A 26122-nucleotide genomic window follows, 5' to 3' on the forward strand; every position below is an offset into this window, starting at 1 on the left:
CAAGGCATGAAACTGAAACGTTTGATGGCGGCAATGACGTTTGTCGCTGCTGGCGTCGCGACTGCCCACGCGGTGGCCGCTGGTGTAGACCCGTCCATTCCCGCCTATACCAAGGTACAAGGCGTATCGGGCAACTTGTCCAGCGTCGGTTCCGATACCCTGGCAAACCTCATGACCTTGTGGGCAGAGAACTACAAGAAAGAATATCCGAACGTGAACATCCAGATTCAGGCCGCCGGCTCCGCGACTGCGCCGCCCGCCCTGACTGAAGGCACTTCGAACCTCGGCCCGATGAGCCGCAAGATGAAGGACACCGAACTGGCTGCCTTCGAGCAGAAGTACGGCTACAAGCCGACCGCCATCCCGGTCGCTGTCGATGCCCTGGCGGTATTCGTGCACAAAGACAACCCGATCAAGCAGCTGACCATGGAACAGGTCGACGCGATCTTCTCCTCGACTCGCCTGTGCGGTGCCAAGGCCGACGTCAAGACCTGGGGTGACCTGGGCGTGACCGGCGACCTGGCCAACAAGCCAGTCCAACTGTTCGGCCGCAACTCGGTATCCGGCACCTACGGCTACTTCAAGGAAGAAGCCCTGTGCAAGGGCGACTACAAGCCTAACGTGAACGAACAGCCTGGTTCGGCTTCCGTGGTCCAGTCCATCAGCTCCTCGCTGAACGGTATCGGCTACTCGGGTATCGGCTACAAGACCGCCAGCGTGAAAACCGTTGCCCTGGCCAAGAAAGGCAGCACCGACTTCATCGAAGACAGCGAAGAAAACGCACTGAACGGCAAATACCCGCTGTCGCGTTTCCTCTACGTCTACGTCAACAAGGCTCCGAACAAGCCTCTGGCCCCGCTGGAAGCCGAGTTCGTGAAGCTGGTCCTGTCCAAGCAGGGTCAGGAAGTCGTAGTGAAAGACGGCTACATCCCGCTGCCAGCCAAGGTTGCCGCCAAGGCACTGGCTGACCTGGGCCTGAGCGAAGGCGCCAAGAAGTAAGCACCGGGCCGGGGTCTTGAACCCCGGTATGTGGGAGCGGGCCTGCCCGCGAAGGTGATCCTGGAAGGACGCTTCGCGAGCAGCCCGCACCCCACACCCTCAATTTCCGAATCCGCTGCCAGCCATGCTGGGCGGCGGCTTCCGTGCGTCACTGCACTGTCATCTTTCTGTCATACAGGATCGCTAGGGTGTGCGCATGAACGATCTGGCCAATTCCACCATGACTACGACTTCTCCTCCCAAGCGCATTGACTTCAATACGCCTGAACTCAAGCGCAAGCGCCAAATTCGCGCGCTCAAGGACCGTCTGACCCGCTGGTATGTATTTGTCGGCGGCCTGGCCGTCCTGGCGGCAATCACGCTGATTTTCTTCTTCCTCGGCTATGTGGTGATGCCACTGTTCCAGGGCGCTTCGCTGACCGCCGAAAAAGCGGTCAGCCCGGCCTGGATGCGCGATGCCGGCAACCCGTTGATGATCTCCCTGGAAGAGCAGAACCAGGTCGGCATGCGGGTTTCCGACCAGGGCCAGGTGCTGTTCTTCGCCGTCGAAGGCGCCGCCGAGCTGTCCCGCGTGAGCCTGCCTATTCCGGCCGGGACCAAGGTCACCGCCATCAGCAAGGACCAGCCGGGCGTTCCCCTGGTCATCGTCGGCCTGTCCAACGGCCAGGCGCTGGTGTTCCGTCACAGCTACAAGGTGACCTACCCGGATGGCAAGAAGACCATCACGCCGGTCATCGAGTACCCGTACGGTGAAACGCCGATCACCCTGGACGAGCAGGGGCATGCCCTCGAACACGTGAACCTCAATGCCAGCGATTCGACGCTGATCGCCGTCGGTTCCAATGGTGCGCAACTGCATGTGCTGGCGCTGACCAAGGAAGAGAACATGATGACCGGCGAGGTCACCAGCGAGCAGAAGACTATCGATCTGCCGCAGATGACCGAGCCGGTGAAGGCTATCTATATCGATCCGCGCCAGCAGTGGCTGTACGTGATCAACGGGCGCGCCCAGGCCGACGTGTTCAGCCTGCGCGACAAGAGCCTGAACGGTCGCTACAAGCTGCTCGAGGACGCCAACACCGAAGTCACCGCCAGTGCACAGCTGGTCGGTGGTATCTCGCTGATCATCGGTGACTCCAAGGGTGGCCTCGGCCAGTGGTTCATGGCTCGCGACACCGATGGTGAATTGCGCCTCAAGCCGATCCGCAGCTTCCAGATGGGCACCACGCCAATCGTCGAGATCACTGCCGAAGAACGTCGCAAGGGCTTCGTCGCCCTGGATGCCTCGGGCAAGTTCGGCGTGTTCCACAGTACTGCGCACCGCACCCTGCTGGTGGAGCAGGTGGTCGATGGTCCGGGCCTGTTCGGCCTGTCGCCGCGGGCCAACCGGGTGCTCATCGAACAAGGTGGGAAGATCCAGCCGCTGCTGCTCGACAACCCGCACCCGGAAGTGTCCTGGAGCGCGCTGTGGAGCAAGGTCTGGTACGAAAACTACGACGCACCCAAGTACGTCTGGCAGTCGACCGCCGCCAACACCGACTTCGAACCCAAGCTGAGCCTGTCGCCGCTGACCTTCGGCACCCTGAAGGCCGCGTTCTACGCCATGCTGCTGGCGGCACCGCTGGCCATTGCCGCGGCGATCTACACCGCCTACTTCATGGCTCCGGGTATGCGCCGCAAGGTCAAGCCGGTGATCGAGCTGATGGAAGCGATGCCGACGGTGATCCTCGGCTTCTTCGCCGGCCTGTTCCTGGCGCCGTACGTCGAAGGACACCTGCCGGGGATCTTCAGCCTGCTGCTGTTGCTGCCGATCGGCATCCTGGTCGCCGGTTTCGCCTGGAGCCGCCTGCCCGAGTCGCTGCGCCTGCGGGTGCCGGACGGCTGGGAAAGCGCGATCCTGATCCCGGTGATCCTGTTCGTCGGCTGGCTCTCGCTGTTCATGAGCCCGCACCTGGAATCGTGGTTCTTCGGCGGTGACATGCGCCTGTGGATTTCCCACGACCTGGGCATCACCTACGACCAGCGCAACGCCCTGGTGGTGGGCCTGGCGATGGGCTTCGCGGTCATCCCGAACATCTACTCGATCGCCGAAGACGCCGTGTTCAGCGTGCCGCGCAGCCTGACCCTGGGCTCCCTGGCCCTGGGCGCCACGCCATGGCAGACCATGACGCGGGTGGTGATCCTCACCGCCAGCCCGGGCATCTTCTCGGCGCTGATGATCGGCCTGGGTCGCGCCGTCGGCGAGACCATGATCGTGCTGATGGCCACCGGCAACACGCCGGTCATGGAGATGAACCTGTTCGAGGGGCTGCGTACCCTGGCAGCGAACGTCGCGGTGGAAATGCCGGAGTCGGAAGTGGGCGGTAGCCACTACCGCGTGCTGTTCCTCTCGGCGCTGGTGCTGCTGCTGTTCACGTTCGTCATGAACACCCTCGCGGAGCTGATTCGTCAGCGTCTGCGCAAGAAATACTCGTCGCTTTAATAAAGGTAGAAGTCTGTGAAACAGAACTCCCTGAATGGCTGGTTCAAGAGCGGCGCCCCTGGCGTCTGGATCAGCGGTGGTGCGGTGTCCATCGCGGTCATCATGACCATCGGCTTGCTGGCGGTGATCGCGGTGCGTGGGCTGGGCCACTTCTGGCCGGCGGACGTGATCCACGCCCAGTACACCATTCCTGGCCAGGCCTCGCAGGTCGTGGTCGGCGAAGTGGTACAGAAGGAAGAAGTACCGCGTGCACGCCTGAAATCGGCGGGCCTGCCGGTGCCGGAAAACGGCCCCGAGTTCATGACCCGCGAGCTGGTCAAGGTCGGCAACCGCGACCTGAACGGCAACGACTTCACGTGGATCGTCGGCGATTGGCTGGGCGACCTGACCACGCCGGCCGAACTGATGACCCTCGAGCGTCGTGAGTGGGGCAACTTCTACGGCACCCTGGTCAACGTCAAGGAAAACGGCAAGGTCGTCGCCGAGGGCGAAGCTGCCTGGCCCGAACTGCAGGCGCGCATCGAGCGCGTGAATGGTCTGGCCAAGCAGCTCAAGAGCCTGGAGAAGACCGATATCGGCGCGATCAACGCCGGTCTGGAACGCATCCGCCTGCACGGCCGCAAGCTGGAACTCGACGGCAAGCTGGACGCTGCCGCCCAAGCCGACATGGAAGCCGAGAAGGCCGAGTTGCACGCCCGCTACCAGGCCATCGAGGCGCGCCTGAGCGACCTGCATACCGAGTTCAACCGCGACAGCCTCACGGCCCGCGATGGCAACGGCAAGGAACTGGAGATCGGCATCGGCAAGGTGGTGCATGCCTACCAGCCGAACGCCATGGGCACCTTCACCAAGCTGGGGTTCTACTTCAGCAAGGTCTGGGAGTTCCTCAGCGACGACCCGCGTGAAGCGAACACCGAAGGCGGGATCTTCCCGGCGATCTTCGGTACCGTGATGATGACCCTGATCATGGCCATGATCGTCACGCCGTTCGGCGTGCTGGCGGCGGTCTACCTGCGTGAGTACGCCAAGCAGAACGCCCTGACCCGGGTGATCCGCATCGCGGTGAACAACCTGGCCGGCGTTCCAGCGATCGTCTACGGTGTGTTCGGCCTGGGCTTCTTCGTCTATGTGCTCGGTGGTTCGCTCGACCGGCTGTTCTTCCCCGAGGCCCTGCCGGCGCCGACCTTCGGTACGCCGGGCCTGCTCTGGGCCTCGCTGACCCTGGCGCTGCTGGCGGTGCCGGTGGTGATCGTGGCCACCGAGGAAGGCCTGGCGCGGATTCCCCGTACGGTCCGTGAAGGTTCGCTGGCACTGGGCGCAACCAAGGCCGAGACGCTGTGGAAGATCGTCCTGCCGATGGCCAGCCCGGCGATGATGACCGGCATGATCCTCGCCGTGGCCCGTGCCGCTGGCGAAGTGGCACCGCTGATGCTGGTCGGCGTGGTGAAACTGGCGCCGTCGCTGCCATTGGACGGCAACTACCCGTACCTGCACCTGGACCAGAAAATCATGCACCTGGGCTTCCACATCTACGACGTCGGCTTCCAGAGCCCCAACGTCGAGGCGGCGCGCCCGTTGGTGTATGCCACCGCGTTGCTGCTGGTGCTGGTGATCGCCACGCTGAACCTGTCGGCCGTGTGGATCCGTAACCACCTGCGCGAGAAGTACAAGGCGCTGGATAGCTGATGACGCATTACCTGTAGGAGCAGGGCTTGCCCGCGAAGCTTTTGACGGCTCAAGGGCCTCTTCGCGGGCAAGCCCGGCTCCTACACAGGGATTGATTGCACACGCCGCCAAGCGGCGTATCGAAACGAATTTGTTAGCGCAGGGAGTTTACCCATGCAGCACGAAACCCAACCCCACGGCATCAACATGTCCGCCCTGGGTCGCAGCAAGCAGAGTCTGGACCTGGCCAGCGAGACCGTGGCCATCGAAGTACCGAGCCTGAGCCTGTTCTACGGTGAGAAACAGGCCCTGTTCGATGTCAGCATGAACATTCCCAAGCAACGCGTGACCGCCTTCATCGGCCCGTCCGGTTGCGGCAAGTCGACCCTGCTGCGTACCTTCAACCGGATGAACGATCTGGTCGACGGCTGCCGCGTACAGGGCGAGATCAACCTCTACGGCAACAACATCTACCGCAAGGGCGAGGATGTGGCCGAGCTGCGCCGCAAGGTCGGCATGGTGTTCCAGAAGCCCAACCCGTTCCCCAAGACTATCTACGAGAACGTGGTCTACGGCCTGCGCATCCAGGGCATCAACAAGAAGCGCGTGCTCGACGAAGCCGTGGAATGGGCACTCAAGGGTGCCGCATTGTGGGATGAAGTGAAGGACCGCCTGCACGACTCCGCCCTCGGTCTCTCCGGCGGCCAGCAGCAGCGCCTGGTGATTGCCCGGACCATCGCCGTGGAGCCGGAAGTCCTGCTGCTCGACGAACCGTGCTCGGCACTCGACCCGATCTCGACCCTCAAGGTCGAGGAGCTGATCTACGAACTGAAATCCAAGTTCACTATCGTCATCGTGACCCACAACATGCAGCAGGCCGCTCGAGTCTCCGACTACACCGCGTTCATGTACATGGGCAAGCTGGTGGAATTCGGTGATACCGATACCCTGTTCACCAATCCCGCGAAGAAGCAGACCGAGGACTACATCACCGGTCGTTATGGCTAGGAGCGGCTGTGTGCCGCACGCCGGAGGCGGCAAGGCAGATGCTGTGCGAACCCCGGATCAACCCATAACTGCTTGAAACGCGCGGCTTGAAGCCTGCAAGTTTCGCGGAGCCAAACACCGATGATTGATAAAGAAGGTCTTACCCATCACATTTCCGCACAGTTCAACGCGGAGCTGGAAGAAGTACGCAGCCACCTGCTGGCCATGGGCGGTCTGGTGGAGAAGCAGGTCAACGACGCGGTCACCGCGCTGATCGAGGCCGACTCCGGCCTGGCCCAGCAAGTTCGCGAGATCGATGAACAGATCAACCAGATGGAACGCAACATCGACGAGGAGTGCCTGCGCATCCTCGCCCGTCGCCAGCCGGCGGCATCCGACCTGCGGTTGATCATCAGCATCTCCAAGTCGGTGATCGATCTCGAGCGAATCGGCGACGAAGCCACCAAGATCGCCCGTCGTGCCATCCAGTTGTGCGAAGAAGGCGAAGCCCCGCGCGGTTATGTCGAAGTCCGGCACATCGGCGACCAGGTGCGTAACATGGTGCGTGACGCGCTGGACGCCTTCGCTCGGTTCGACGCCGAGCTGGCGTTGTCCGTGGCGCAGTACGACAAGATCATCGACCGCGAGTACAAGACCGCGTTGCGTGAGCTGGCCACCTACATGATGGAAGACCCGCGCTCTATCTCGCGGGTCCTGAGCATCATCTGGGTGCTGCGCTCGCTGGAGCGGATCGGCGACCACGCGCGCAATATCTCGGAGCTGGTAATCTATCTGGTACGTGGTACCGACGTACGGCACATGGGCCTCAAGCGCATGCGTCAGGAAGTTGAGGGATTGGCCCCCGAAACTGCTAATGTTCCGGACAAAGCTGACGATAAGTAAGATTGCCCGAGAGAAACGCCCGGCCAATGGTCGGGCGTTCTTGTTTGTGGCGTACGAATTTTACGCGCCTTGCGAGCGATGAAATCCCGGCGTGACTGATCAGTTTTGCAAATGGCCATTAGCCAGTATGCTGGCCGGGATTTTTAGAGGAATGGTCAATGAGCAAAGTCAGTGTGTTGGTGGTGGATGACGCATCGTTCATCCGCGACCTGGTGAAAAAGTGCCTGCGCAACTACTTCCCGGGTGTGCGGACCGAAGACGCCGTCAACGGACGCAAGGCCCAGGCTATCCTGGCGCGCGAGGCGTTCGACCTGGTGCTGTGCGACTGGGAAATGCCTGAAATGTCCGGCCTGGAACTGCTGACGTGGTGCCGTTCGCAGGACGCCCTCAAGAATATGCCGTTCGTGATGGTCACCAGCCGTGGCGACAAGGAAAACGTGGTGCAGGCGATTCAGGCCGGGGTGTCCGGCTACGTCAGCAAGCCGTTTACCAACGAACAGCTGCTGACCAAGGTCAAGCAGGCACTGCACAAGGTCGGCAAGCTCGATGCACTGATGAGCAGCGCGCCGAAGTCGGCCTCGGCGTTCGGCAACGACTCGTTGAGCGCGCTGACCGGTGGCAAGCCGGCAGTCGTGCCGTCTGCCGCCCCTGCGCCTGCCGCTGCGGCACCTGCTGCTTCCAAGGGCATCCTCAACAGCCCACCGGTGCGCCCGGCTGCTGCCGCGGCACCGGCCAGCGCCGCGACGGGTGGTCGTGGCCAGGGCCAGTTGCGCCTCGCCAGCGGCACCCAGCAGTGCGTGATCAAGGCCTTGAGCATCAAGGAAGCCCTGCTGGTGGTTCGTCGCAGCGACGCCCTGCCACAGGTCCTGGAAAGCGCCGTGCTCGACCTGGAGCAGGGTGACAACGCCGAGGTCGCCCGCCTCAACGGCTACCTGCATGCGATCGTCGCCCATGAGCCGAAGCCGGATAGCGAATGGCTGCAGCTGACCTTCCGGTTCATCGACCAGGATGCCCAGAAGCTCGACTACATTTCCCGCCTGATCGCCCGCGGCACCGCCCAGAAACACTTCGTTCCTGGCGCATGATGCCCGCCTGACAACCCGGTGCGGCTGACTGCACCGGGTTGCTTTTGCCCGTTCCTACATTGCGTATCGAAAAGCCTTTCGTCCGAATATTCTCTCGTCCGATTTTATTATATCTGTTTTGATATAAATTGATCGGCGAGGCATGGGAACCAGCCAAGTCTTGCAACAACCTCGCACCACGAACGTCTCGGCCGTTGATTACGCTTTTCCTGGCAAGCACAGGAGGTATCGATGGCAAGGCACAAGGACGTGGTATTCGTAGGGAGCTCGCTCAGTGATCTGAGGGCTTTCCCGCTGGAGGCGAAAAGAGCGGTGGGTTTTCAGTTGGACAGGAAAACGACCCAGAAGACCCAGGCTCGGGATATCTAGCTGGCCAGGGCGAGATATCGGGAGATAGGAGCAAAACCATGATTGATCATGCCAATACCGAGCGTTTTTCCTCCGTCTGGGATGCGCTGGAAGAGCCCCCCCGGGAGGCAGCCAACATGCGCCTGCGCTCCAGGCTGATGATGGCGCTGATCGGCAGGATCAATACCTGGGAGCTGTCCCAGAAGGATGCGGCCAAGCGCCTGGGAATCAGCCAGCCCAGGTTGAACGACCTGCTCAATGGCAAGATCGACAAGTTCTCCCTGGATGCACTGGTGAACTTGTCGGAACCGGCACAGTTGGACGTCGACCTGTGCTTCGGCCAGGGCGCGATCCAGTCGGCCTGAGTCATACAAACATCTTGGCGGCCTGCTAATCTGCTCGCCACGTTTCGCTTGGCGACTTGCCCTATGTTGTTCCTGCGCCTGTTGTTGTCCTGTGGCCTGTTGATGGTCGCCACCTCGGCTGCGGCCATGACGGTCTATAAGTACGTGGACGCCAATGGCGTGGTCACCTACAGCGACCGTCCGGCGCCGGGGGCCGAGGTTTTCGTGTTCCGCGACCGGATGGTCGAGCACCTCGAGCGCCAGGTGCGCCTGGATATCCGCAAGCAGAAGGGCGGCGACGAAGTTTTCGTGCGCAACGACCTGTATGCGCCGGTGGAGATCGAGTTGAGCTTCGGTGCGCTGAAAAACGTCAGCGGCGCGCCCATGCAGCCGATTCGCAAGGTGTTGCCGGCGCGCAGCAACCAGCGCCTGGCGCTGCTCAGCGCGACCCAGGCCGGGCAACCATTCCTGTATACCCCGAAGTTCCGCTATTCCCTCGGTGATCCCTCCGGCCAGGCCCAGGGCTATCGTTATCCGTTTCCGTGGCGGGGCGGGCCGTTTCGCCTGACCCAGGGGCCGAACGGCGAATACAGCCACCATGGTGCCAAGAGCCGCTATGCGATGGACATCGCCATGCCGGTGGGCACGCCGATCATTGCGGCGCGGGGTGGGGTGGTGGTCAAGACCGAGAATGAGCAGTCCGGGCGCGGCAAGAACCCGGCGGGCAATTTCGTCCGGATCCTGCACGACGACGGCACCATGGGCGTCTATCTGCACCTGAAACAGGGCTCGGTGAGCGTGCGCGAGGGCCAGCGGGTGGCTGTGGGCAGCCCGCTGGGGCTGTCGGGCAATACCGGCAACAGCACCGGACCGCACCTGCATTTCGTGGTGCAGCGCAATACCGGCCTGGGGTTGGTGTCGATTCCATATCAGTTCAGCCAGCCGATGGAGGCGCTGCCGAACTTTGCAGTGGGCGGGCAGTGATATGACTGGCTGAGCTCTGGCCCTGTAGGAGCCGGCCTGCTGGCGATAGCAATCTCGATATCGCCGCAGAACCTGCTGGGATGGCCGTCTTCGGCGGATCCCCAGCAAGCCTGCTCCCACAAAGATCGTGTTGGTGATCAGTCCAGCTTGAGGACCTTGGCCAGGATGATCTTCGGTCCCTTCATCTTCTTGATGATGATGCGCAGGCCTTCGACTTCCATCACCTCTTCTTCTTCCGGCACCCGCTTCAGGCTCTCATAGACCAGGCCGGCGAGGGTTTCGGCCTCGATATGGTCCAGGTCGATACCCAGCAGGCGCTCGACCTTGAACAGTGGCGTGTCGCCGCGTACCAGCAGCTTGCCCGGCTGGTAGGCGAGGATGCCGCGTTCGGCCTTGCGGTGTTCGTCCTGGATATCGCCGACCAGCACTTCAAGCACGTCTTCCATGGTCAGGTAGCCGATGACCTTGCTGTCGGCTTCCTCCACCAGGGCAAAGTGCGAGCCGCCCTGGCGGAACTGTTCGAGCAGGCGCGACAGCGGCATGTGCTTGGAGACGCGCTCCAGCGGGCGGGTCAGTTCGGCCAGGTTGAACGACTCGGGAATGTGGTCCAGCGCCGCCAATTCCAGCAGCAGGTCCTTGATGTGCAGCAGGCCGACGAACGTGTTGCGCTCGGCGTCGTACACCGGGTAGCGGCTGAACTTGTGGCGACGGAACAGCGCCAGGATTTCCTTGAGCGGGGCGTTGCAGTCCAGGGTGACCAGGTCTTCGCGGGAGTTGGCCCAGTCGACCACCTCCAGTTCGCCCATCTCCACGGCCGAGGCCAGTACGCGCATGCCCTGGTCGCTGGGGTCCTGGCCTCGGCTGGAGTGCAGGATCAGCTTGAGCTCTTCACGGCTGTAGTGATGTTCGTGATGCGGGCCGGGCTCACCCTGGCCGGCGATCCGCAGGATGGCGTTGGCGCTGGCGTTGAGCAGGTAGATGGCCGGGTACATCAACCAGTAGAACAGATACAGCGGCACTGCCGTCCACAGCGACAGCAGCTCCGGCTTGCGGATGGCCCAGGATTTGGGTGCCAGCTCGCCCACCACGATGTGCAGGTAGGAAATGATGAAGAAGGCGGTGAAGAACGACACGCCCTTGATCACTTCCGGGGAGTTCACGCCGACGGCGCCGAGCACCGGCTCCAGCAGATGGGCGAACGCTGGCTCACCGACCCAGCCCAGGCCGAGGGAGGCGAGGGTGATACCCAACTGGCAGGCCGACAGGTAGGCGTCCAGCTGGCTGTGTACGGTGCGCAGGATCTGTCCGCGCCAGCCGTTTTCCTGGGCGATGGTTTCAACCCTGGTCGAGCGCAGCTTGACCATGGCGAACTCGGCCGCAACGAAGAAGCCGTTGAGCAGTACCAGGATCAGAGCAAACAGAATCATGCCGAAATCGGCGAATATCGAAGCGAGGGTCAAACTACTAGGGGAAGGGTCCATGATGGAGTTTTACGGGTTCCATATTTCAATTTGAAGGTGTGTTTCTTGGCCTGAATGGTAGGCACAGCCATCCAATGTAGCGGCACATGGGCCCCTTGACTAGTGGCCCGTGTGGCTAATTCGAACACTCGAATCAACCGTACAGGGCACTATTGGGACCTCGTCTTCAGACGGAGAGTTCGTTCTTTTGCGCGCGCACGACCTGGGCCGGGGCGAAATGACAGGTGAAGGTGCTGCCGTGGCCCGGCACGCTGCTGATCTCCAGGCGTGCCCGATGGCGCAGCAGCACATGCTTGACGATGGCCAGGCCCAGGCCGGTGCCGCCGGTGTTGGAGTTGCGGCTGGAGTCGACGCGGTAGAAACGTTCGGTCAGGCGCGGCAGGTGCTTGTTGTCGATGCCGATCCCGGAGTCCTGCACACTCAGGTGCGCGCCATGCTCGTCGCCCCACCAGCGTACGCGGATGTTGCCTTCGGCCGGGGTGTACTTGACGGCGTTGAACACCAGGTTGGAGAAGGCGCTGCGCAGCTCGCCTTCGCTGCCCTTGAGGCGGATGTCCGGGTCGGCTTCGACGGTGATGGTCTGGTTGCGTTGCCCGGAGAGCGCCTGGGCATCGTTGCGGATCGTCTGCAGCAGGGTATCGACCTGTACCGGATGGTTATCCGATGGGTAGTCGGTCGCCTCCAGCTTGGCCAGCAACAGCAGGTCGTTGAGCAGGGTCTGCATGCGCCCGCCTTGCTGCTGCATCTGTTGCAGGGCTCGACCCCAGCGTGGGTTGACCTCCTCGACATTGTCGAGCAGGGTTTCCAGGTAGCCGCAGATTACCGTGAGCGGGGTGCGCAGTTCGTGGGAGACGTTGGCGATGAAGTCCTTGCGCATCTGTTCCAGCTGGTGGATGCGGGTGACGTCGCGTACCAGCATCAGGTGTTCGTTGTTGCCGTAGCGGGTGATGTGCAACTGGATGCGCAGGCGATCATTGGTCGGCGAGGGGATTTCCAGCGGCTCGGCGTAGTTTTCCTGCTCGAAATATTCCTTGAAGCGCGGATGACGGACCAGGTTGGTCACTGGCTGGCCGCTGTCTTGCGGGGTCTTGAGGCCGAGCAGGGTTTCGGCGGCGCGGTTCCACCATTCCAGGTTGCCGTCGCTGTCGAGCATCACCACGGCATCCTTGAGGGCTGCGGTGGACTCCTGGACCCGGTCGATCACCGCCTGCAGGCGACCGCGGACGCGTTGGTCACGGCGTTGCAGGTGGTAGATGCTGTCGAACACGTCGCCCCACAGGCCGTAGCCATCCGGGGGCGCTTCGTCGGGCTTGTGCAGGCGCAGCCACTCGTGCAGGCGCATCAGTTGCTTGAGGGTCCACACCAGGTAGATCCCCAGGCCTGCGGCCAGTGCCCAGCTGTAGTAGCCGGTGACCAGGCCGACCAGCAGGCAGCCGGTGACGAGCAACAACAGATGGCGGATAAGGGTGCCATGCCAGTTTTGATTCACTTCAACATGCGTCCTTGTCAGCAGTCAGTGCGCGAAAGTCGGTTCAGCCCTTGGTGGAAAACCGGTAGCCGGTGCCGCGCACGGTTTGTACCAGATTTTCGTAGGCGTCGCCGAGGGCTTTGCGTAGGCGGCGGATATGCACGTCGACGGTGCGCTCTTCGACATAGACGTTGCCGCCCCAGACTTGGTCCAGCAGTTGGCCGCGGGTGTAGGCGCGTTCTTGGTGGGTCATGAAGAACTGCAGCAGGCGGTATTCGGTCGGGCCCATCTCGGCCGGCTTGCCGTCGATGGTCACGCGGTGGCTGATCGGATCGAGCAGCAGGCCGCCGACTTCGATCGGCGCTTCGCCGTCGGTCGGACCGGCGCGACGCAGCACGGCTTTCAGGCGGGCGACCAGTTCCCGTGGGGAAAACGGCTTGGTGATGTAGTCATCGGCACCGACTTCCAGGCCCTGGATCTTGTTGTCTTCCTCACCCTTGGCGGTGAGCATGATGATCGGGATGTCGCCGGTCAGTTCGTCGCGCTTGAGGCGCCGGGCCAGCTCGATGCCCGAGGTGCCGGGTAGCATCCAGTCGAGCAGGATCAGGTCAGGCTTGCGGTCGACGATGATCGCATGGGCCTGCTGGGAGTTTTCGGCTTCCATGCAGTCATAGCCGGCCATTTCCAGGGCGACGGCGATCATCTCCCGGATCGGGGCTTCGTCGTCGACGATCAGAATGCTCCTGCCAACCATGTCCCTTAATCCTCTTGTCATTTAACTGTCTTGCGCCGCATTAGATAACGAAATTATTGCAGTCATGTGACAGCTTTTCCCCGTGGCCAACGATAGCCGCATCCATGAACTAAGCTGGGGGTTCGAATCTACAACCACAAAAGGAAGGTTCTGATGACTAACTCTTCGTTTTCGCTCAAGGCCCTGATGGTTGCCGCCGTACTGGCCCTGCCGGCGCTGGCCTCCGCCGCCGAGCCCGCCATGGCCAAGGGTGGAATGCTGGTCGATCACCACGGCATGACCCTCTATACCTTTGACAAGGATACCGCCGGCAAGTCGGTGTGCAACGGCGACCCCTGCGAGACCAACTGGCCACCGCTGGCTGCCGCCGCAGCGGACAAGGCCGAGGGCAAGTGGAGTGTGATCAAGCGCGACGATGGCAAGCTGCAGTGGGCCTATGACGGCAAGCCGTTGTACACCTTCAAGGCTGACAAGAAGGACGGCGACAAGACCGGTGATGGCAAAGGTGGCGTCTGGCACGTGGCCAAGCCCTGAGGGCGAAGGGGCCCCCCGAACCCTGTAGGAGCAGGGCTTGCCCGCGAAGCTGTTAGCGGCCTCAAGGGCCCATTCGCGGGCAAGCCCTGCTCCTACACCGGCTTTCCCGGCTCAGCGCAGCGCGTAATCCAGCACCACCCCGATAAGGATCGCCATCCCCGCCCAATGGTTGTGCAGGAACATTTTGAAGCAGCGCTGCGGATCGCGATCGCGGGTCATCCAGAATTCCCAGGCGAAGCATGCCGCCGCCACCAGCAGCCCCACGTGGAACCAGACGCCCAGCTCGAAGCGCGAGCCGGCCAGCAACAGGCAGCCGAGCATCAGCCCCTGCAGGGTCAGGATGATCGCCCGGTCGGCATCGCCGAACAGGATGGCGGTGGATTTCACCCCGATCTTCAGGTCGTCCTCGCGGTCGGTCATCGCGTAGTAGGTGTCGAAGGCCACCGTCCACATCAGGTTGGCGATGTACAACAGCCATGCCGCCGCCGGCAGGCTGCCGTCCTGGGCGGTGAAGGCCATCGGGATGCCCCAGGAGTAGGCGGCACCCAGCACCACCTGCGGGTAGTAGGTGTAGCGCTTCATGAACGGGTAGCAGGCCGCCAGGGCCAACGCGCCGAAGGAAAACCACACGGTGGTGGCATTGGTGCACAGCACCAGCACGAAACTGATGCCCATCAGCAGGGCGAACACCGCCACCGCCTCCTTGCCGCTGATCCGGCCCGCCGCGATTGGCCGCTGCTCCGTGCGCTTGACGTGGCCGTCGACCTTGCGATCGGCAAAGTCGTTGATCGCGCAGCCGCCGGCGCGGGTGAGTACCACGCCGAGCCCGAAGATCAGCAGGTGGCTCAGCGAGGGAACGCCCTTGGCGGCGATCCACAGCGCGCTCAAGGTCGGCCACAGCAGCAGGTAGATGCCGATGGGCTTGTCCATCCGCGTCAGCTGCAGGAAGTCCCAGGCGCGTGGGTGCAGGCGATTCAGCGATCTGAGCAGGTTCAGGTACATCAGCAAGGCTCCTGGGTGGCATCGACGGCGTGCCACAGGCTTGGCAGGAAAATCTCCGCCACCAGCAGACTCAACGGCCCGCGATTGAAGCGCGAACGCCGGCCCCAGAGATTGTCGGTTCGATGTTCGAGCGGCAGCCATGGCGCCGGGTAATGGCAGACCTCGATCGCCTGGCGCTCGAACGCCTGGTCGCAGAACAGCAGTTCGCCCAGTGAGCGGCTGCCCAGCTCATCCATGTTCAGGCCGCCCTGGCGCAGGACGCTCTGTGCCGCCACGCTGCGGGCGAATACCCAGGGTTGGCCGTGGCCGCGCAGGTAGACCTCGCGCACCCAGCCCAGGCTCTGCGGCGGCAGTTCGAGGGCGGTGCACTCGTCGTCGCGCAGCGGTTGCCAGCCTTCGAACAGCGGCGTGACACTGAAGGCGTTGTCGCTCAGTCGGGTCAGGCGTCGGGTCAGTGAGCCTTCGTCGAACAGCCAGTCGAGGGTTCGAGTGCTGGGTGGAGACTCCAGTCGGTTCCGGGTGAACCAGGCGGGAGAGGCCGGAATGGGGGCGTTGTGCGACACGATGGGCAGTTGATCGGCAGCCAGTGAGGCCGCGAGCTTACCACAGGGTATCCGGCCAATTAGCCACGCAGGCCACTAGATCATGCTTGCATCTGCCGGCTTCGGTCAGTACAAAACGCCCTGAGCCGGACGACAACGCGGCACCCATCGATCGTCCGTGCCAACCAAGCCTGGGAAACGAGGAAGTAACGCATGAAGAAGTGGCAATGTGTGGTCTGTGGCCTGATCTACAACGAAGCCGAGGGCTGGCCGGACGACGGCATCGCCGCCGGTACGCGCTGGGAAGATGTGCCCGAGGATTGGCTGTGCCCGGACTGCGGCGTCGGCAAGGCGGACTTCGAAATGATCGAAATCGCCTGATTGAGCAAAATTCAAACAACCATGGACGTGGAGAAAGGCATGAGCGCACCTGTCGTGATCATCGGTACCGGATTGGCCGGCTACAACCTGGCCCGGGAGTTTCGCAAGCTCGATGGCGAAACCCCGCTGTTGCTGATTACCGCCGATGACGGGCGTTCCTACTCCAAGCCCATGTTGTCCACCGGCTTTGGCAAGAACAAGGACGCCGACGGCCTGAGCATGGCCGAGCCCGGCACCATGGCCGAGCAACTCAAGGCCGAAGTGCGCACCCATACCCGCATCAGTGGCATCGATCCCGGCCACAAGCGCCTGTGGATCGGCGAGGAAGCGGTGATTTATCGCGACCTGATCCTGGCGTGGGGCGCGGAAACCGTGCGGGTGCCGGTCGAGGGCGATGCGCCCGAGGCGATCTTCCCGATCAACGACCTGGAAGACTACGCACGCTTTCGTGCCGCGGTGGCCGGCAAGCAGCGGGTGCTGCTGCTCGGCGCGGGGCTGATCGGCTGCGAGTTCGCCAACGACCTGATCCTGGGCGGCTATGAGGTCGACCTGGTGGCGCCTTGCGAACAGGTCATGCCGACCCTGCTGCATCCGGCTGCGGCGACGGCGGTGCAAGCCGGCCTGGAAAGCCTTGGTGCCCGGTTCCATCTCGGGCCGGTGCTGACCCGCCTGCAGCGCGTCGGCGATCACCTGCAGGCGCACCTGTCCGATGGGGAAACCCTGGACTGCGACGTGGTGGTGTCGGCCATCGGCCTGCGCCCGCGTATCGACCTCGCAGCGGCGGCCGGCCTGCAGGTCAACCGTGGGGTGGTGGTCGACCGCCATCTGCGCACCTCCCATGCCAACATCTACGCCCTCGGCGACTGCGCCGAAGTCGACGGCTTGAACCTGCTGTACGTGATGCCGCTGATGAGCTGCGCCCGTGCCCTGGCCCAGACCCTGGCCGGCAACCCCGCCGCCGTGACCTACGGGGCGATGCCGATCACGGTCAAGACGCCTGTCTGCCCGCTGGTGGTGTCACCGCCGCCACGGGGAACGGAAGGGGTATGGACCGTCGAGGGGCAGGGGGCCGATATCAAGGCGTTGTGCCGCGATGCCAGCGGTCGCCTGCTCGGTTACGCCCTGACCGGCGGTGCGGTCGCGGAAAAACTGGCCTTGAACAAGGAACTGCCGGCGCTGCTGGCGTAAATGACGCTCCTTCTGTCGTAAACACCCGGTTATTGCTTCTACAAAGGTCGCAGGCAGACTGGCGCGGGGCTCGGCGCCGTGCCATTCTCCTCCCGTCTGTCGCAGCGTAGAGCCTGCGGCGCTTTGGGCGCTGTTCCGGAAGAACAGCACGGACATAAAAACAAAAAACCGTCAAAGAGGCTTCACTATGCGTAAACCAGAACTCGCCGCTGCAATCGCTGAAAAAGCGGATCTCACCAAAGAACAAGCCAACCGTGTACTCAACGCGGTTCTCGAAGAAATCACCGGCGCCCTGCACCGCAAAGACAGCGTGACCCTGGTGGGCTTCGGCACCTTCCTGCAGCGTCATCGCGGCGCCCGCACCGGCAAGAACCCGCAAACCGGCGAGCCAGTGAAAATCAAGGCCAGCAACACCGTAGCGTTCAAGCCGGGCAAGTCGCTCAAAGACAGCGTCAACCCGTAAGCGGCAGTACTCCCGGAGCAAGGGGAGCGTTGGGGAAAAATGGGCACGCCGATCGGATCGGGTGCCCATTTTCATTGCCCGCACAAAAAATGAGAGCGGCGTCATGGCTCGCCGCTGGCTACCTTGATTGTTACCAGTTATTGCTTGAAGATTCGCGGCTCATCGAGTCATCCACCTGCATGGAAAAGCGTCTTCGACCATGACTGCATACCGCCTTCAGGAAGCCGAGCTGGACATTCCCGAGACCTGGCAGGACCAGAGCATCAATATCTTCAAGCTGCCCGCCGTCGGTGGCGCGCGGGAAGCCAGCTTCGTCATCAGCCGCGACCCGAGCCGCGGTGACCTGCCGTTCGCCGACTATGTCGATGCCCAGCTGAAAAGTGCCGGACAGCAGTTGCCCGGTTTCAACCTGATCAAGCGCTGGGACTTCGTCCTGAGCGACCATGCCGCCGTGCTGCTCGACTACAGCTGGCAGCGCGAAGGCCGTGAACTGATGCTGCGCCAGGTGTTCATCGACCGCAGGCCGGTGGGGCTGATCGCCACCCTGACCACCACGCCGAACGATCTCGTGCACCACGAGCCGGCCTGGAAGGCGGCACTGCAGACGCTCAAGCTGCAACCCCAGACCTGACCGGCGCCCCTCGACAGCATGGACATGTTGGCCGCCGCCCGTCTCGGCGATGAGATAGCCCATGGCTTCGGCGTGGCCGCGATGGTCGCTGGTGCCGTCGCCGGCGCCCTGATCGGCGCCGCAGTGGTGGCCGCCACGGTGGCCACCGGTGGTGTGGCACTGGCGATCATGGCCGGTTCGATCGCCGCTGGCGGGCTGTCGATGTTCCAGATCGTCAAGGGCCTGACCACCATTTTCGACCTGCCCGAACCGACGACCGGGACGTTGATACTCGGTAGCCAGGACGTCTTCATCAACAGCCGCAACGCCATGCGTGCCGGGGTCGACGCGGCGGACTCCTGCTCGGGCCTGCCGCTGAACCATCCGTACTGGCCGTTCAACGTCGAGATCGCCGAAGGCAGCGCGACGGTCTACATCAACGGCCAGCCGGCAGCCCGTCTGAAGAGCAAGATGAGCTGCGGCGCGCACATCAAGACCGGCAGCCCGAACACCTTCATCGGCGGGCCGACGGTGGCCGTGGCGTTCGTCCTGGACATCGAGGGCTGGTTGCACACCGGCCTGGAAGCCCTGGGCCTGGCGGCGCTCGGTGGGGCGGCGATCCTGGCGGCGATGACCGGGCTCGCGGCCCTGGGCGGCTTCGTCGTGATTGGCGGGGCGATGATGGGTGGCATGGAGCTGCTGGGCCAGTTGGGCGACCGCCTGGGGCCGGGCTACCGCGACCTGCTGCAGGGTGTCGCCGGCCTGGCCCTGCTGGGCATGGGGCCGAAGATGGCCCGCCTCGCCGAGACGCCAACGCCGCGTGCGGCGGCGTACAAGGCCGGCATGACCGAAGCCGATATCATGGCGATTCCCAAGGGCAGTCGGCCTCCGCCGAGTGACTACCTTGAGGGGCCCTACATCGACAAGCACCTGCAGACCTTCAAGGACGAGGGGGGTGGCTTTCTGTTCACCGCCGACGACATCTCCAACCCCAAGTACGGCTCGTTCAACCCGAACAAGTTCGTCATGGCAAAATCCGACCTGCAGGCAGTGGTGGCCGAGTACCAGAAGGCCGGCGATGTCTCGGTGCTGGAGTCGGCCCTGGGCTACGATCCCGGATCGCTGGTGGGCAAGGACATCTACATGGTGAGCCTGGACAACCCCAAGGTGTTGATGCCCACCGGCAACGAGGGTGGTGTCAACTCGCTCTGGCGCCCGGGCGGCCTGACCCATCCGGGTGGCATGCGCGAGGCGGTGCTGGACAATGTGCCGATTTCCCACGGTAATGACGTCAATGTGCTGATGTCGACCCACGATGTAGTGAAAATCCAATGAACAACCCGCTCGACAACGTGCTGCAACTGGCCCTGGCCAACGACGAACTGGACAAGTTCCTGGTCGGCGAGCCGTTCTACTTCCTCGAAGCCAAGGTCGACAACGACGAGCCGCAGAACGTGGTGGCGGCCTTCGACCAACTGATCCTGCCTTACTGGCGCCAGACCTACGATGCGAGCTTCCCGACGCGTTTCGTCGCGGCCCTGCTGACTATCCTGGCGACCTATCCGGATCGCAACCGGGCGATCTACATCGCCCATGACTGGGTCTGGTACTACCGCTTCTGCCAGGACAAGCAGCGCAAGCAGCCGCAGGGCCCCTATGGCGACCTGTTCGACATTGACCTGGGCAGCGTGGCGGTGGCGCTCAAGCGCCAGCTGGAAAGTCGCAAGGCCGACCTGCAGGCCGACACCCGCTGGGCGGGCGCGGCCTGGAACAGTCCGGATGGCATGTGGACGCCGCTGATGCGGTCGGCGCTGATGGTACGGGACAAGCTCGGTGGGCCGGATTTCGTTCCGGCCAATGCCTGACTAGGCCGTCATTGCCTGTGCGGGGTGGCCGGCGTCCTTGAGCAGGGCGTCGACCTTCTTCAGGTGATTGAGCAGGGCGCCGACGTTGCCGGCATTGAGCAGCGTGCCCTGGGCGAACGCCTTGTTCAACGGGATCATGGCGCTGGACACCGCATGATTGGCCTCGGCTTCCTGCAGGTTCTCCTGCAGTTGCCTGAGCATGTCCCTGAGCAGGGGATCATCCAGGGATAGCGGGGCGCCCAGGTCATGCTTCTTCAGCGTGCTGACCAGCAACCCCAGCGCTACGCTGGCCCGCATCAACGCTCTTTCTCGTGCATCCATACGCCATCTCCCATGTTGACGATCCTGCCGAAGACTCAAGAATAGACCACGATTGTGAACAACCCGCAAACAGAACATCGGGACGTGAAGTCGCACCCGTTGATCGACGTCAGCGACCCACGACGGGGTAGTGCTTGATACGGCACGGATGGCTGTTGCCATCGCCCTTGCAGATGCCGTCCAGGTAGCGGTAGTCGACCCGTACCGTCTGTCCCTTTCCAGGCCAGCGCTTGCGTGGCAGGGTGTTTTGGTAGTCGGGCGTTTCCGGGGTGAAGGTGAGGCTCGTGCCTGTCTCCGGACACTCGACCGTTGTCGCTTGCGGGCTGGCTTTCAGGACCTGGGCCTGTAGCTGCGGGTAGGGCTGCTTCACAACCTCGGTGACGCGCAGGTCCAGGTGGCAGATCTGCCAGGTGGCGGCGTGTGTGGGTAGGCACATGACGCAGAGTATCAGGGCCAGTAGCGCATGGAGTGTTGTCTGGCTTTTCATGGTTGCGTAGCGCCTGGGTGTGAGGTTTCTAGCCGGGCTGCCGCAGCAGCGCGATGAGTTGATCGGCAAATTCCTGCCCCTCGATCTCCATCAGGTTCTTCAGGTTGAAGATACCACCACGCTGGATAGCCAGGTTCTTCAACCGGCGCTTGAGTAGATTGTTCATCGGGCTCTCAGGTTGGACCATTACCTGGGCCAGAGCCTTTTTGGCCCGCTCGGCCAGGTCCTGGAAGTAGAGGTGCCGGCTGTCCGTGGGCGGTGAGATATGTTCCAGGTTGCAGTTCTTGAAGGTGACGTAGTCCAGGATGCAGGCACTGAAATCAGCCAGGAGCGTAGTGTTCGGTTGCTCGGCGACGAAGTTCACTTCCTGGAGCTTGCCGGAAAAACTGCAGTTTTCCAGCTTCCCCACATTAAAAGTGTTATCGATGATTTTGCAGGTGTCGAACACGCAATCGATCAAGGCGCAGTCATTGAAAGGACTCTGGCGAAAGTCGCACTTGATGAAGGTGCACTGGCGAAACACGCTGTCATTGAGGCCTGCGGCTCGGAAGTCGATGTTCTTGAAAGTACATCGCACAAGTTCGGTGGTGTTGAAGAGACGTGCGTTGGAAAAGTCGCTCTTATCGAACATGCAGTCTTCCAGCAGGCACTGATCGAAGATTGGATAGGCAAGATTGGTCTTCTTCAGCTCGCATTCCCTGATCAGGGTCTGCTCGAAGCGGGTTTTCTCGGGCAGTGCCCAGTCTTCGCGTTTGATTCCCGACAGCAGTTGCGATTCGGTTCGGTTGCTCACCACGTTACTCCTTCGTAGCCATTTCCCCAGTCGCCATACCGGCGCTGGTGTGTGCCTCTGGCCCAGTCAGCTTTGGTTGTCAGGTCCCACCAGGACTTGTCTTTCGGATCATATACGTCGGGTAATCGTTGACCCGATTTTGAAACGTTGAGATGTGCCAGTTCTGGGTCCGCCTGGACGCGACGTTTGAATTCGGCGTCGATTCGCTGGCCCACATAACGTCTGTAGCGTGAGCGGGCCTGTCCAAGATCACCCCTGTCGTAGGCTCGTTTGACCGCCGCACGTTGTTTGACGGTCAAGGAACGTTGCGGGTTCTTATATATTGCCTTGCGAGCGGCGTTTGCGTGCCCCTGCAGCTTTTTCGTTGTTGCGCTGCAAGGAGCCCAGCCCCACGGGTCGATCCATTCGAATGGGTTGGGAGCATATTGATAAAGATTGAAGCCACCCAGCAGCCCAATCGGATCCGGTGTGGTGAACCGCCCGATGTCCGGATCGTAGAACCGGAAGGTGTTGTAGTGCAGCCCAATTTCCCGGTCCAGGTACTGACCCTGGAACCGCAGGTTCTGTTCCTCGATGTAATACGGTTCGCGCACTTCCTCCAGGGTGTTGCCCCAGACTTTGTAGCGCGCCTGCCACAGCGTATGGCCGTCGCTCTCCGTCAGTTGCTGCGGTAGACCGTTGACGTCGTTGTGGTAGTAACGAATCTTTTGCAGTGCACCCAGGCCATCGACCCGGGCCATCGGCTCGTAACCTTCTGCATATAGGTACAGGCTGCTCTGGCTATTGCGATGCTCCTGCAACAGCCGCAACCCATCCCAGGTAAAACGTGTCTCACCCAGCGGATACCCGCTGCTGTCCTGCTCGGTCTTCTCGATACGCCGCCCCAGCGGGTCATAGCGCATGCGCACCACGGTCTCACGGGCGCCTTCCTGATTGTGGACTTCGATCAGCCGGTGCTCGGCGTCATAGGCAAAGCGCTGCACCCGTCGGCTGCCGCTGCGCTTTTCGATCATCCGGCCAAAGGCGTCGTAGCGGTAGCGCTTGTCCTGGTAGGTCAGCAGCTTGTTGTGCACCACCAGGCCGGCTCCGGCCGCCGGGCCGTCGAGCAGGTTGGCGGCGGCGTCGTAGGCGAAGGTTTCGCTCTGGCCCTGGACGTTGTCCTGGCTGGCGATGATCCGTCCGGTGGCGTCGTAGTGCAGCAGTTGGCGCTGGTCGCCGCGTGGCTGCTGGTCGAGGCGGCCGACCAGGTTGTCGGCCGGGTCGTAGTCGAAGTGTTTCTGTACCGGGGCCGGCAGCGCCGTGGGCGGGCCGGCGGGCCGGCGCAGGCGTGAGCGCAGGCGGCCGCTGCGGTCGTAGTCGCTGCGGGTGCTGAGCTGGCCCTGGGTGCGCAGGACCTCGCGGTGCAGGCGATCGCGCTCGAAGTCGCTGATCACCTGGCCGTCGAGGTTGAGCTGGTGCAGGTGACCGCTGCCGTAGTACAGGCGGTTGATCCAGCGACCGTCCGGCAATTGGGTCTGCTGCAGGTTGCCCAGTTCGTCGTAATGGTGCTGCAGGCTACCCGCAGCGCTCTGTTCTTCCAGCAACTGGCCGAGGGCGTCGTAGGCGAAACCCAGGCTCTGGGCCTGCCCGGCGTTGTCGGTGAAGTTGACGGCGGTCAGTTGGTCGACCGGATCATAGGTGTATTCGGTGCGGCCATCGTCGGTGACCTTGGCTACCAGGCGACCGACGGCATCGCGTTCCAACTGGTGGACGATAGGTTTGACCGGCTCGTTCGGCACTGCTGCCAGCCCGCTGCCGAATGGGGCCGGCATGTACTCCACGCGGGTAACGTCATCCAGCCCGTTGTAGGCATAACGCCGTGCGCTGCCGTCGAGGTCCTGCTGTTCGACCAGGCGGTCGCCTGCATCCCAGAGGAAGCGATAGCTCTCGCCATTTTCGTTGGTCAGCGCCTGCAGGCGGCCGTAGGCGTCATAGCTGAACTGCACCTGGCGACCGACGGCATCGATGCGCTGGCGCACCTGGCCGCGACGGTCGTACTGGTAGGCGGTAGTGTGGCCAGCCGGGTCGATATGGCCGGTCAACTGGCCGCTGCTGTCGCGCAGGTACTGTTCGACGCGGCCGTCGGCCAGCGTGCTCTGCAGCAGGTTGCCCTGGGCATCATGCTGGTAGGTGGTACGTTCGCCGAGGGCGTCGGTGACCACCTGCAGGTAGCCGCGGCGGTCGTAGCCGAAGCGGGTCGGGTAGCCGGAGCAGTCGATATGCTCGGTCAACTGGCCGAGGTCGTTCCACTGCAGGGTCTTGCGCTTGCCGCTGGCGTCGATGATCTGCACCACCTGGCCTCGGGCGTCATAGCGGTATCGGGTGACCTGGCCCAGCGGATCGGTCTCGTGGGTGCAGTTGCCGCGTGGGTCGTAGCGGTATTGCCAGTTGTGGCCGGCGCTGTCGGTTTCTACCAGGGGCAGGGACCAGTGTTCCAGCCACACGGTCGATTCGCTGCGACCCAGCGGATCGAGGCTGTCGCTGAGGTTACCGGCTTCGTCGTAGCTGTAGCGGTACTGCCCGCCCTGTGGGTCTATGGCACCGAGCAACTGGCGCTCGTCGTTCCATTCGAACTGCCAGGTCTGGCCGAGGTTGTCGGTGTATTCGGTGATCTGGTGCTGCGGGTTCCAGCGCCGGAGGCTGATCCGGCGCAGGCCATCGGTGATTCGCGTGGTACCGCTGTCCAGGTCGTAGTCGAACAGGTACTCGTCGCCATCGTCAGTCCAGTGGCGAACTACCCGCCACTCGCGGTTGCCCACCTCCGCCCACTGGTAGAAGCAGCGCAGGCCGGTCGGCAACTGGTGTTCGACCATCCGCCGGTGTTCGTCATAGGCGAAGCGTCGCTGGACCTGGCCGAGGGCATCGCGGACTTCGGCCAGGTCGCCGCCGTTATCGTAGGCATAGCTGACCAGCACTTCGCGCTGTTGATCGGGGTATAGGCGTTCGATCTGTTCGACCCGTCGTGGCCACTGCGGGCTGTAGATCAGCTCTACCTGAACCAGGTCGAAGGTGTCGCGCAGCCGGGCTAGCTTTCCCGACTCGTCGTAGTCGAGATAGATGCGGTTGTCATTGCGATCGCCCAGCTGGCTCAGGCGCAGATGGGCAGGATTGGCCAGGGTCGGCTCGAACAGGCGGTACAAGCCGTCATCGCTCTCGATCAGCAGTTGCCCATTGCTGTTGCGTCGCACCGCCAGGCCTTCGCCGGCACTGAACACCGCACCACCGAGTGGGATCGAGCCCATGTCGATGCGTCGCGCCTGTTCGTCGGTGTAGATCAGTCGCTCGCCACCCTCTGGATGGGGCTCGATGTCTACGAAGGTCTCATAGGGCAGGCTCCAGCCGCTGCCGAGCAGGCTGCCCTGGCGTTCATCGCGGCTGTTGTAGAAGCGTTGCCAGTCGATGGGCAGGATGCCGGGGAGGACGAAGTCCAGTTCGTCCTCGCCGCCCAGCACCTTGGCGCCGGTGGCGGCGTGCACCGGGTTGGGCGAGCCGGCGATGGCCTGGGTCAGGGCCCCGGTGGCCTGGCTGACGACGAACGAGTTCACCCCCGAGAGCAGCATGCACGGCAGGTTGCTCATGAACTTGCCCTTGCCGCCCTTGAGCATCATCAACACGGTGACCGCCAGGCCGATGCCCGGGGTCTTGCCGCTGCGGATCTCGCGCACCACCACCGAGTTGCCGCCAATGGTCACGTTCGGCGAAATGGTGCCGGAGGACACCACCTTGCCGTCGCAGGTGCTGCGATCGCCGCTGCGCACGGCCGGCTGGCCATTGATGCTGACCTTTTCCGAGCCCTCGGCAAGGTATTGCTGCGGCATCGGCGCATGCTTGGTGCAGGTCACCAGGTCCAGTGGCTTGGGCTCGGTGCCGGGGGCCGGGCTGGCGACGGTGGGCCGCCACATCTGCGAGAAGAAACCCTTGGCCATGTCGAGGAAACCGGGACCTTCCTCCTCCGACGCGGCTTCCTCAGGTTCTTCGGCGGCTTCACTGCCGGGCACGCCGCCAGCCGGTGCCGGCGGTGGCGCAGTCCCTGCGGCTCGCGCGGCGGGAATCGAGTTGGTCAGGGTATTTTTCGAGCCGGTCAGGATGGTCGCCTGCACCGTGGGCGGGAACAGCGCATTGCCGATCCCTTCGCACATGTCGCTCAGGCCCTTGTCAGCACCGGTCTTGCTCATGACTACACCGACGATCACCCCGACCACCGCACCCAGCAGGCAGGCACCGATACCGCCGGTGGCCACCGTGATACCGGTGGCCGCCACCACCGCGGCCGTCGCCAGCGCACCGATGGCGACGTTGGCCGCCACCTCCAGCACGCCGCCGATGATGTCGGCCATCACCGAAGTGTGTTCCAGCCCGTCTCCCAGGCGGGCGGCCCAAAGTGCGTCGGACATGGC

24 protein-coding genes are annotated in these 26122 nt (G+C 63.0%); 15 read left to right on the forward strand and 9 right to left on the reverse strand.

Annotated features, from left to right (window positions below):
- Positions 1-6: 6 nt before the first annotated feature.
- From AC6I6U_RS04015 to AC6I6U_RS04050, 8 genes are all read left to right on the forward strand, one after another.
- Positions 7-999 carry a phosphate ABC transporter substrate-binding protein PstS gene (locus AC6I6U_RS04015; RefSeq protein WP_497880766.1) on the forward strand — a complete coding sequence of 331 codons (993 nt, stop codon included), beginning with the start codon at positions 7-9 and terminating at the stop codon, positions 997-999.
- Between the two features lie 448 nt (positions 1000-1447).
- Positions 1448-3481, forward strand: a complete 2034-nt coding sequence (locus AC6I6U_RS04020) for an ABC transporter permease subunit (protein ID WP_497882976.1) — start codon at positions 1448-1450, stop codon at positions 3479-3481.
- Between the two features lie 15 nt (positions 3482-3496).
- Entirely contained in the window at positions 3497-5167 is a 1671-nt protein-coding gene (gene pstA, locus AC6I6U_RS04025; RefSeq protein WP_497880767.1) for a phosphate ABC transporter permease PstA, read from the forward strand.
- Positions 5168-5320: 153 nt separating this feature from the next.
- Positions 5321-6154 (forward strand): phosphate ABC transporter ATP-binding protein PstB, encoded by an 834-nt coding sequence (gene pstB / locus AC6I6U_RS04030; protein ID WP_497880768.1) that lies wholly within the window; start codon positions 5321-5323, stop codon positions 6152-6154.
- Between the two features lie 120 nt (positions 6155-6274).
- Positions 6275-7036, forward strand: coding sequence for a phosphate signaling complex protein PhoU (gene phoU / locus AC6I6U_RS04035; protein WP_017901743.1), 762 nt, complete (start codon positions 6275-6277; stop codon positions 7034-7036).
- A gap of 158 nt (positions 7037-7194) precedes the next feature.
- Complete coding sequence (locus AC6I6U_RS04040; RefSeq protein WP_497880769.1) at positions 7195-8121, forward strand: response regulator; 927 nt, start codon at positions 7195-7197, stop codon at positions 8119-8121.
- Between the two features lie 407 nt (positions 8122-8528).
- The gene (locus AC6I6U_RS04045) at positions 8529-8834 is read left to right on the forward strand and encodes a helix-turn-helix domain-containing protein (protein WP_497880770.1); all 306 of its coding nucleotides are present in this window, start codon (positions 8529-8531) and stop codon (positions 8832-8834) included.
- Positions 8835-8897: 63 nt separating this feature from the next.
- Positions 8898-9797, forward strand: coding sequence for a peptidoglycan DD-metalloendopeptidase family protein (locus tag AC6I6U_RS04050; protein WP_497880771.1), 900 nt, complete (start codon positions 8898-8900; stop codon positions 9795-9797).
- A gap of 137 nt (positions 9798-9934) precedes the next feature.
- Here AC6I6U_RS04050 and AC6I6U_RS04055 read toward each other — a convergent pair whose 3' ends face one another.
- The 3 genes from AC6I6U_RS04055 to phoB form a co-directional block, all read right to left on the reverse strand.
- On the reverse strand, positions 9935-11278 hold the full coding sequence (locus AC6I6U_RS04055) for a hemolysin family protein (RefSeq protein ID WP_497880772.1): 1344 nt from the start codon (positions 11276-11278) through the stop codon (positions 9935-9937).
- Positions 11279-11444: 166 nt separating this feature from the next.
- On the reverse strand, positions 11445-12767 hold the full coding sequence (gene phoR, locus AC6I6U_RS04060; protein ID WP_497880773.1) for a phosphate regulon sensor histidine kinase PhoR: 1323 nt from the start codon (positions 12765-12767) through the stop codon (positions 11445-11447).
- Between the two features lie 43 nt (positions 12768-12810).
- Positions 12811-13500 (reverse strand): phosphate regulon transcriptional regulator PhoB, encoded by a 690-nt coding sequence (gene phoB / locus AC6I6U_RS04065; protein ID WP_010447794.1) that lies wholly within the window; start codon positions 13498-13500, stop codon positions 12811-12813.
- A 153-nt stretch (positions 13501-13653) separates the two neighbouring features.
- Between phoB and AC6I6U_RS04070 the strand changes: the two genes are divergently transcribed.
- Entirely contained in the window at positions 13654-14034 is a 381-nt protein-coding gene (locus AC6I6U_RS04070) for a COG4315 family predicted lipoprotein (RefSeq protein ID WP_497880774.1), read from the forward strand.
- 111 nt (positions 14035-14145) lie between these two features.
- Here the strand turns inward: AC6I6U_RS04070 and ubiA are convergent, their stop codons facing one another.
- Both ubiA and AC6I6U_RS04080 read right to left on the reverse strand, forming a co-directional pair.
- Entirely contained in the window at positions 14146-15036 is an 891-nt protein-coding gene (gene ubiA / locus AC6I6U_RS04075; RefSeq protein WP_497880775.1) for a 4-hydroxybenzoate octaprenyltransferase, read from the reverse strand.
- Positions 15036-15599 (reverse strand): chorismate--pyruvate lyase family protein, encoded by a 564-nt coding sequence (locus AC6I6U_RS04080; RefSeq protein WP_497880776.1) that lies wholly within the window; start codon positions 15597-15599, stop codon positions 15036-15038. The genes ubiA and AC6I6U_RS04080 overlap by 1 nt, the downstream gene beginning before the upstream one ends.
- Positions 15600-15791: 192 nt before the next feature.
- Between AC6I6U_RS04080 and AC6I6U_RS04085 the strand changes: the two genes are divergently transcribed.
- The 6 genes from AC6I6U_RS04085 (at position 15792) to AC6I6U_RS04110 (ending at position 20085) form a co-directional block, all read left to right on the forward strand.
- Positions 15792-15959 carry a rubredoxin gene (locus AC6I6U_RS04085; protein ID WP_497880777.1) on the forward strand — a complete coding sequence of 56 codons (168 nt, stop codon included), beginning with the start codon at positions 15792-15794 and terminating at the stop codon, positions 15957-15959.
- 39 nt (positions 15960-15998) lie between these two features.
- Positions 15999-17147 (forward strand): NAD(P)/FAD-dependent oxidoreductase, encoded by a 1149-nt coding sequence (locus AC6I6U_RS04090; protein ID WP_497880778.1) that lies wholly within the window; start codon positions 15999-16001, stop codon positions 17145-17147.
- 187 nt (positions 17148-17334) lie between these two features.
- Positions 17335-17610 (forward strand): HU family DNA-binding protein, encoded by a 276-nt coding sequence (locus tag AC6I6U_RS04095; RefSeq protein ID WP_003213368.1) that lies wholly within the window; start codon positions 17335-17337, stop codon positions 17608-17610.
- Positions 17611-17809: 199 nt separating this feature from the next.
- Positions 17810-18241, forward strand: a complete 432-nt coding sequence (locus tag AC6I6U_RS04100) for a DcrB-related protein (protein WP_497880779.1) — start codon at positions 17810-17812, stop codon at positions 18239-18241.
- 18 nt (positions 18242-18259) lie between these two features.
- Positions 18260-19555 carry a PAAR domain-containing protein gene (locus AC6I6U_RS04105; protein ID WP_497880780.1) on the forward strand — a complete coding sequence of 432 codons (1296 nt, stop codon included), beginning with the start codon at positions 18260-18262 and terminating at the stop codon, positions 19553-19555.
- The gene (locus tag AC6I6U_RS04110; protein ID WP_497880781.1) at positions 19552-20085 is read left to right on the forward strand and encodes a hypothetical protein; all 534 of its coding nucleotides are present in this window, start codon (positions 19552-19554) and stop codon (positions 20083-20085) included. The genes AC6I6U_RS04105 and AC6I6U_RS04110 overlap by 4 nt, the downstream gene beginning before the upstream one ends.
- On the opposite strand, the gene AC6I6U_RS04115 is transcribed toward AC6I6U_RS04110, so the two are convergent.
- The 4 genes from AC6I6U_RS04115 to AC6I6U_RS04130 all read right to left on the reverse strand — a co-directional run bounded on the left by AC6I6U_RS04115 (position 20086) and on the right by AC6I6U_RS04130 (position 26119).
- A complete protein-coding gene (locus AC6I6U_RS04115; RefSeq protein ID WP_497880782.1) occupies positions 20086-20406 on the reverse strand; it encodes a hypothetical protein in 321 nt (106 codons plus the stop codon).
- A 109-nt stretch (positions 20407-20515) separates the two neighbouring features.
- A complete protein-coding gene (locus AC6I6U_RS04120) occupies positions 20516-20893 on the reverse strand; it encodes a hypothetical protein (RefSeq protein WP_497880783.1) in 378 nt (125 codons plus the stop codon).
- Between the two features lie 28 nt (positions 20894-20921).
- A complete protein-coding gene (locus AC6I6U_RS04125; protein WP_497880784.1) occupies positions 20922-21686 on the reverse strand; it encodes a pentapeptide repeat-containing protein in 765 nt (254 codons plus the stop codon).
- Positions 21683-26119, reverse strand: coding sequence for an RHS repeat-associated core domain-containing protein (locus AC6I6U_RS04130; protein ID WP_497880785.1), 4437 nt, complete (start codon positions 26117-26119; stop codon positions 21683-21685). Before AC6I6U_RS04130 ends, AC6I6U_RS04125 begins: the two co-directional genes overlap by 4 nt.
- Positions 26120-26122 lie beyond the last annotated feature (3 nt).

The organism is Pseudomonas sp. UTLPPB19802, assembly GCF_059730225.1.

Coding starts and splice junctions, on each gene's coding strand:
- AC6I6U_RS04015 (WP_497880766.1), top strand. CDS start 7: ATGAAACTGAAACGTTTGATGGCGGCAATGACGTTTGTCGCTGCTGGC.
- AC6I6U_RS04020 (WP_497882976.1), top strand. CDS start 1,448: ATGCGCGATGCCGGCAACCCGTTGATGATCTCCCTGGAAGAGCAGAAC.
- pstB (WP_497880768.1), top strand. CDS start 5,321: ATGCAGCACGAAACCCAACCCCACGGCATCAACATGTCCGCCCTGGGT.
- phoU (WP_017901743.1), top strand. CDS start 6,275: ATGATTGATAAAGAAGGTCTTACCCATCACATTTCCGCACAGTTCAAC.
- AC6I6U_RS04040 (WP_497880769.1), top strand. CDS start 7,195: ATGAGCAAAGTCAGTGTGTTGGTGGTGGATGACGCATCGTTCATCCGC.
- AC6I6U_RS04045 (WP_497880770.1), top strand. CDS start 8,529: ATGATTGATCATGCCAATACCGAGCGTTTTTCCTCCGTCTGGGATGCG.
- AC6I6U_RS04050 (WP_497880771.1), top strand. CDS start 8,898: ATGTTGTTCCTGCGCCTGTTGTTGTCCTGTGGCCTGTTGATGGTCGCC.
- AC6I6U_RS04055 (WP_497880772.1), bottom strand. CDS start 11,278: ATGGACCCTTCCCCTAGTAGTTTGACCCTCGCTTCGATATTCGCCGAT.
- phoB (WP_010447794.1), bottom strand. CDS start 13,500: ATGGTTGGCAGGAGCATTCTGATCGTCGACGACGAAGCCCCGATCCGG.
- AC6I6U_RS04070 (WP_497880774.1), top strand. CDS start 13,654: ATGACTAACTCTTCGTTTTCGCTCAAGGCCCTGATGGTTGCCGCCGTA.
- ubiA (WP_497880775.1), bottom strand. CDS start 15,036: ATGTACCTGAACCTGCTCAGATCGCTGAATCGCCTGCACCCACGCGCC.
- AC6I6U_RS04085 (WP_497880777.1), top strand. CDS start 15,792: ATGAAGAAGTGGCAATGTGTGGTCTGTGGCCTGATCTACAACGAAGCC.
- AC6I6U_RS04090 (WP_497880778.1), top strand. CDS start 15,999: ATGAGCGCACCTGTCGTGATCATCGGTACCGGATTGGCCGGCTACAAC.
- AC6I6U_RS04095 (WP_003213368.1), top strand. CDS start 17,335: ATGCGTAAACCAGAACTCGCCGCTGCAATCGCTGAAAAAGCGGATCTC.
- AC6I6U_RS04100 (WP_497880779.1), top strand. CDS start 17,810: ATGACTGCATACCGCCTTCAGGAAGCCGAGCTGGACATTCCCGAGACC.
- AC6I6U_RS04105 (WP_497880780.1), top strand. CDS start 18,260: ATGGACATGTTGGCCGCCGCCCGTCTCGGCGATGAGATAGCCCATGGC.
- AC6I6U_RS04110 (WP_497880781.1), top strand. CDS start 19,552: ATGAACAACCCGCTCGACAACGTGCTGCAACTGGCCCTGGCCAACGAC.
- AC6I6U_RS04115 (WP_497880782.1), bottom strand. CDS start 20,406: ATGGATGCACGAGAAAGAGCGTTGATGCGGGCCAGCGTAGCGCTGGGG.
- AC6I6U_RS04120 (WP_497880783.1), bottom strand. CDS start 20,893: ATGAAAAGCCAGACAACACTCCATGCGCTACTGGCCCTGATACTCTGC.
- AC6I6U_RS04130 (WP_497880785.1), bottom strand. CDS start 26,119: ATGTCCGACGCACTTTGGGCCGCCCGCCTGGGAGACGGGCTGGAACAC.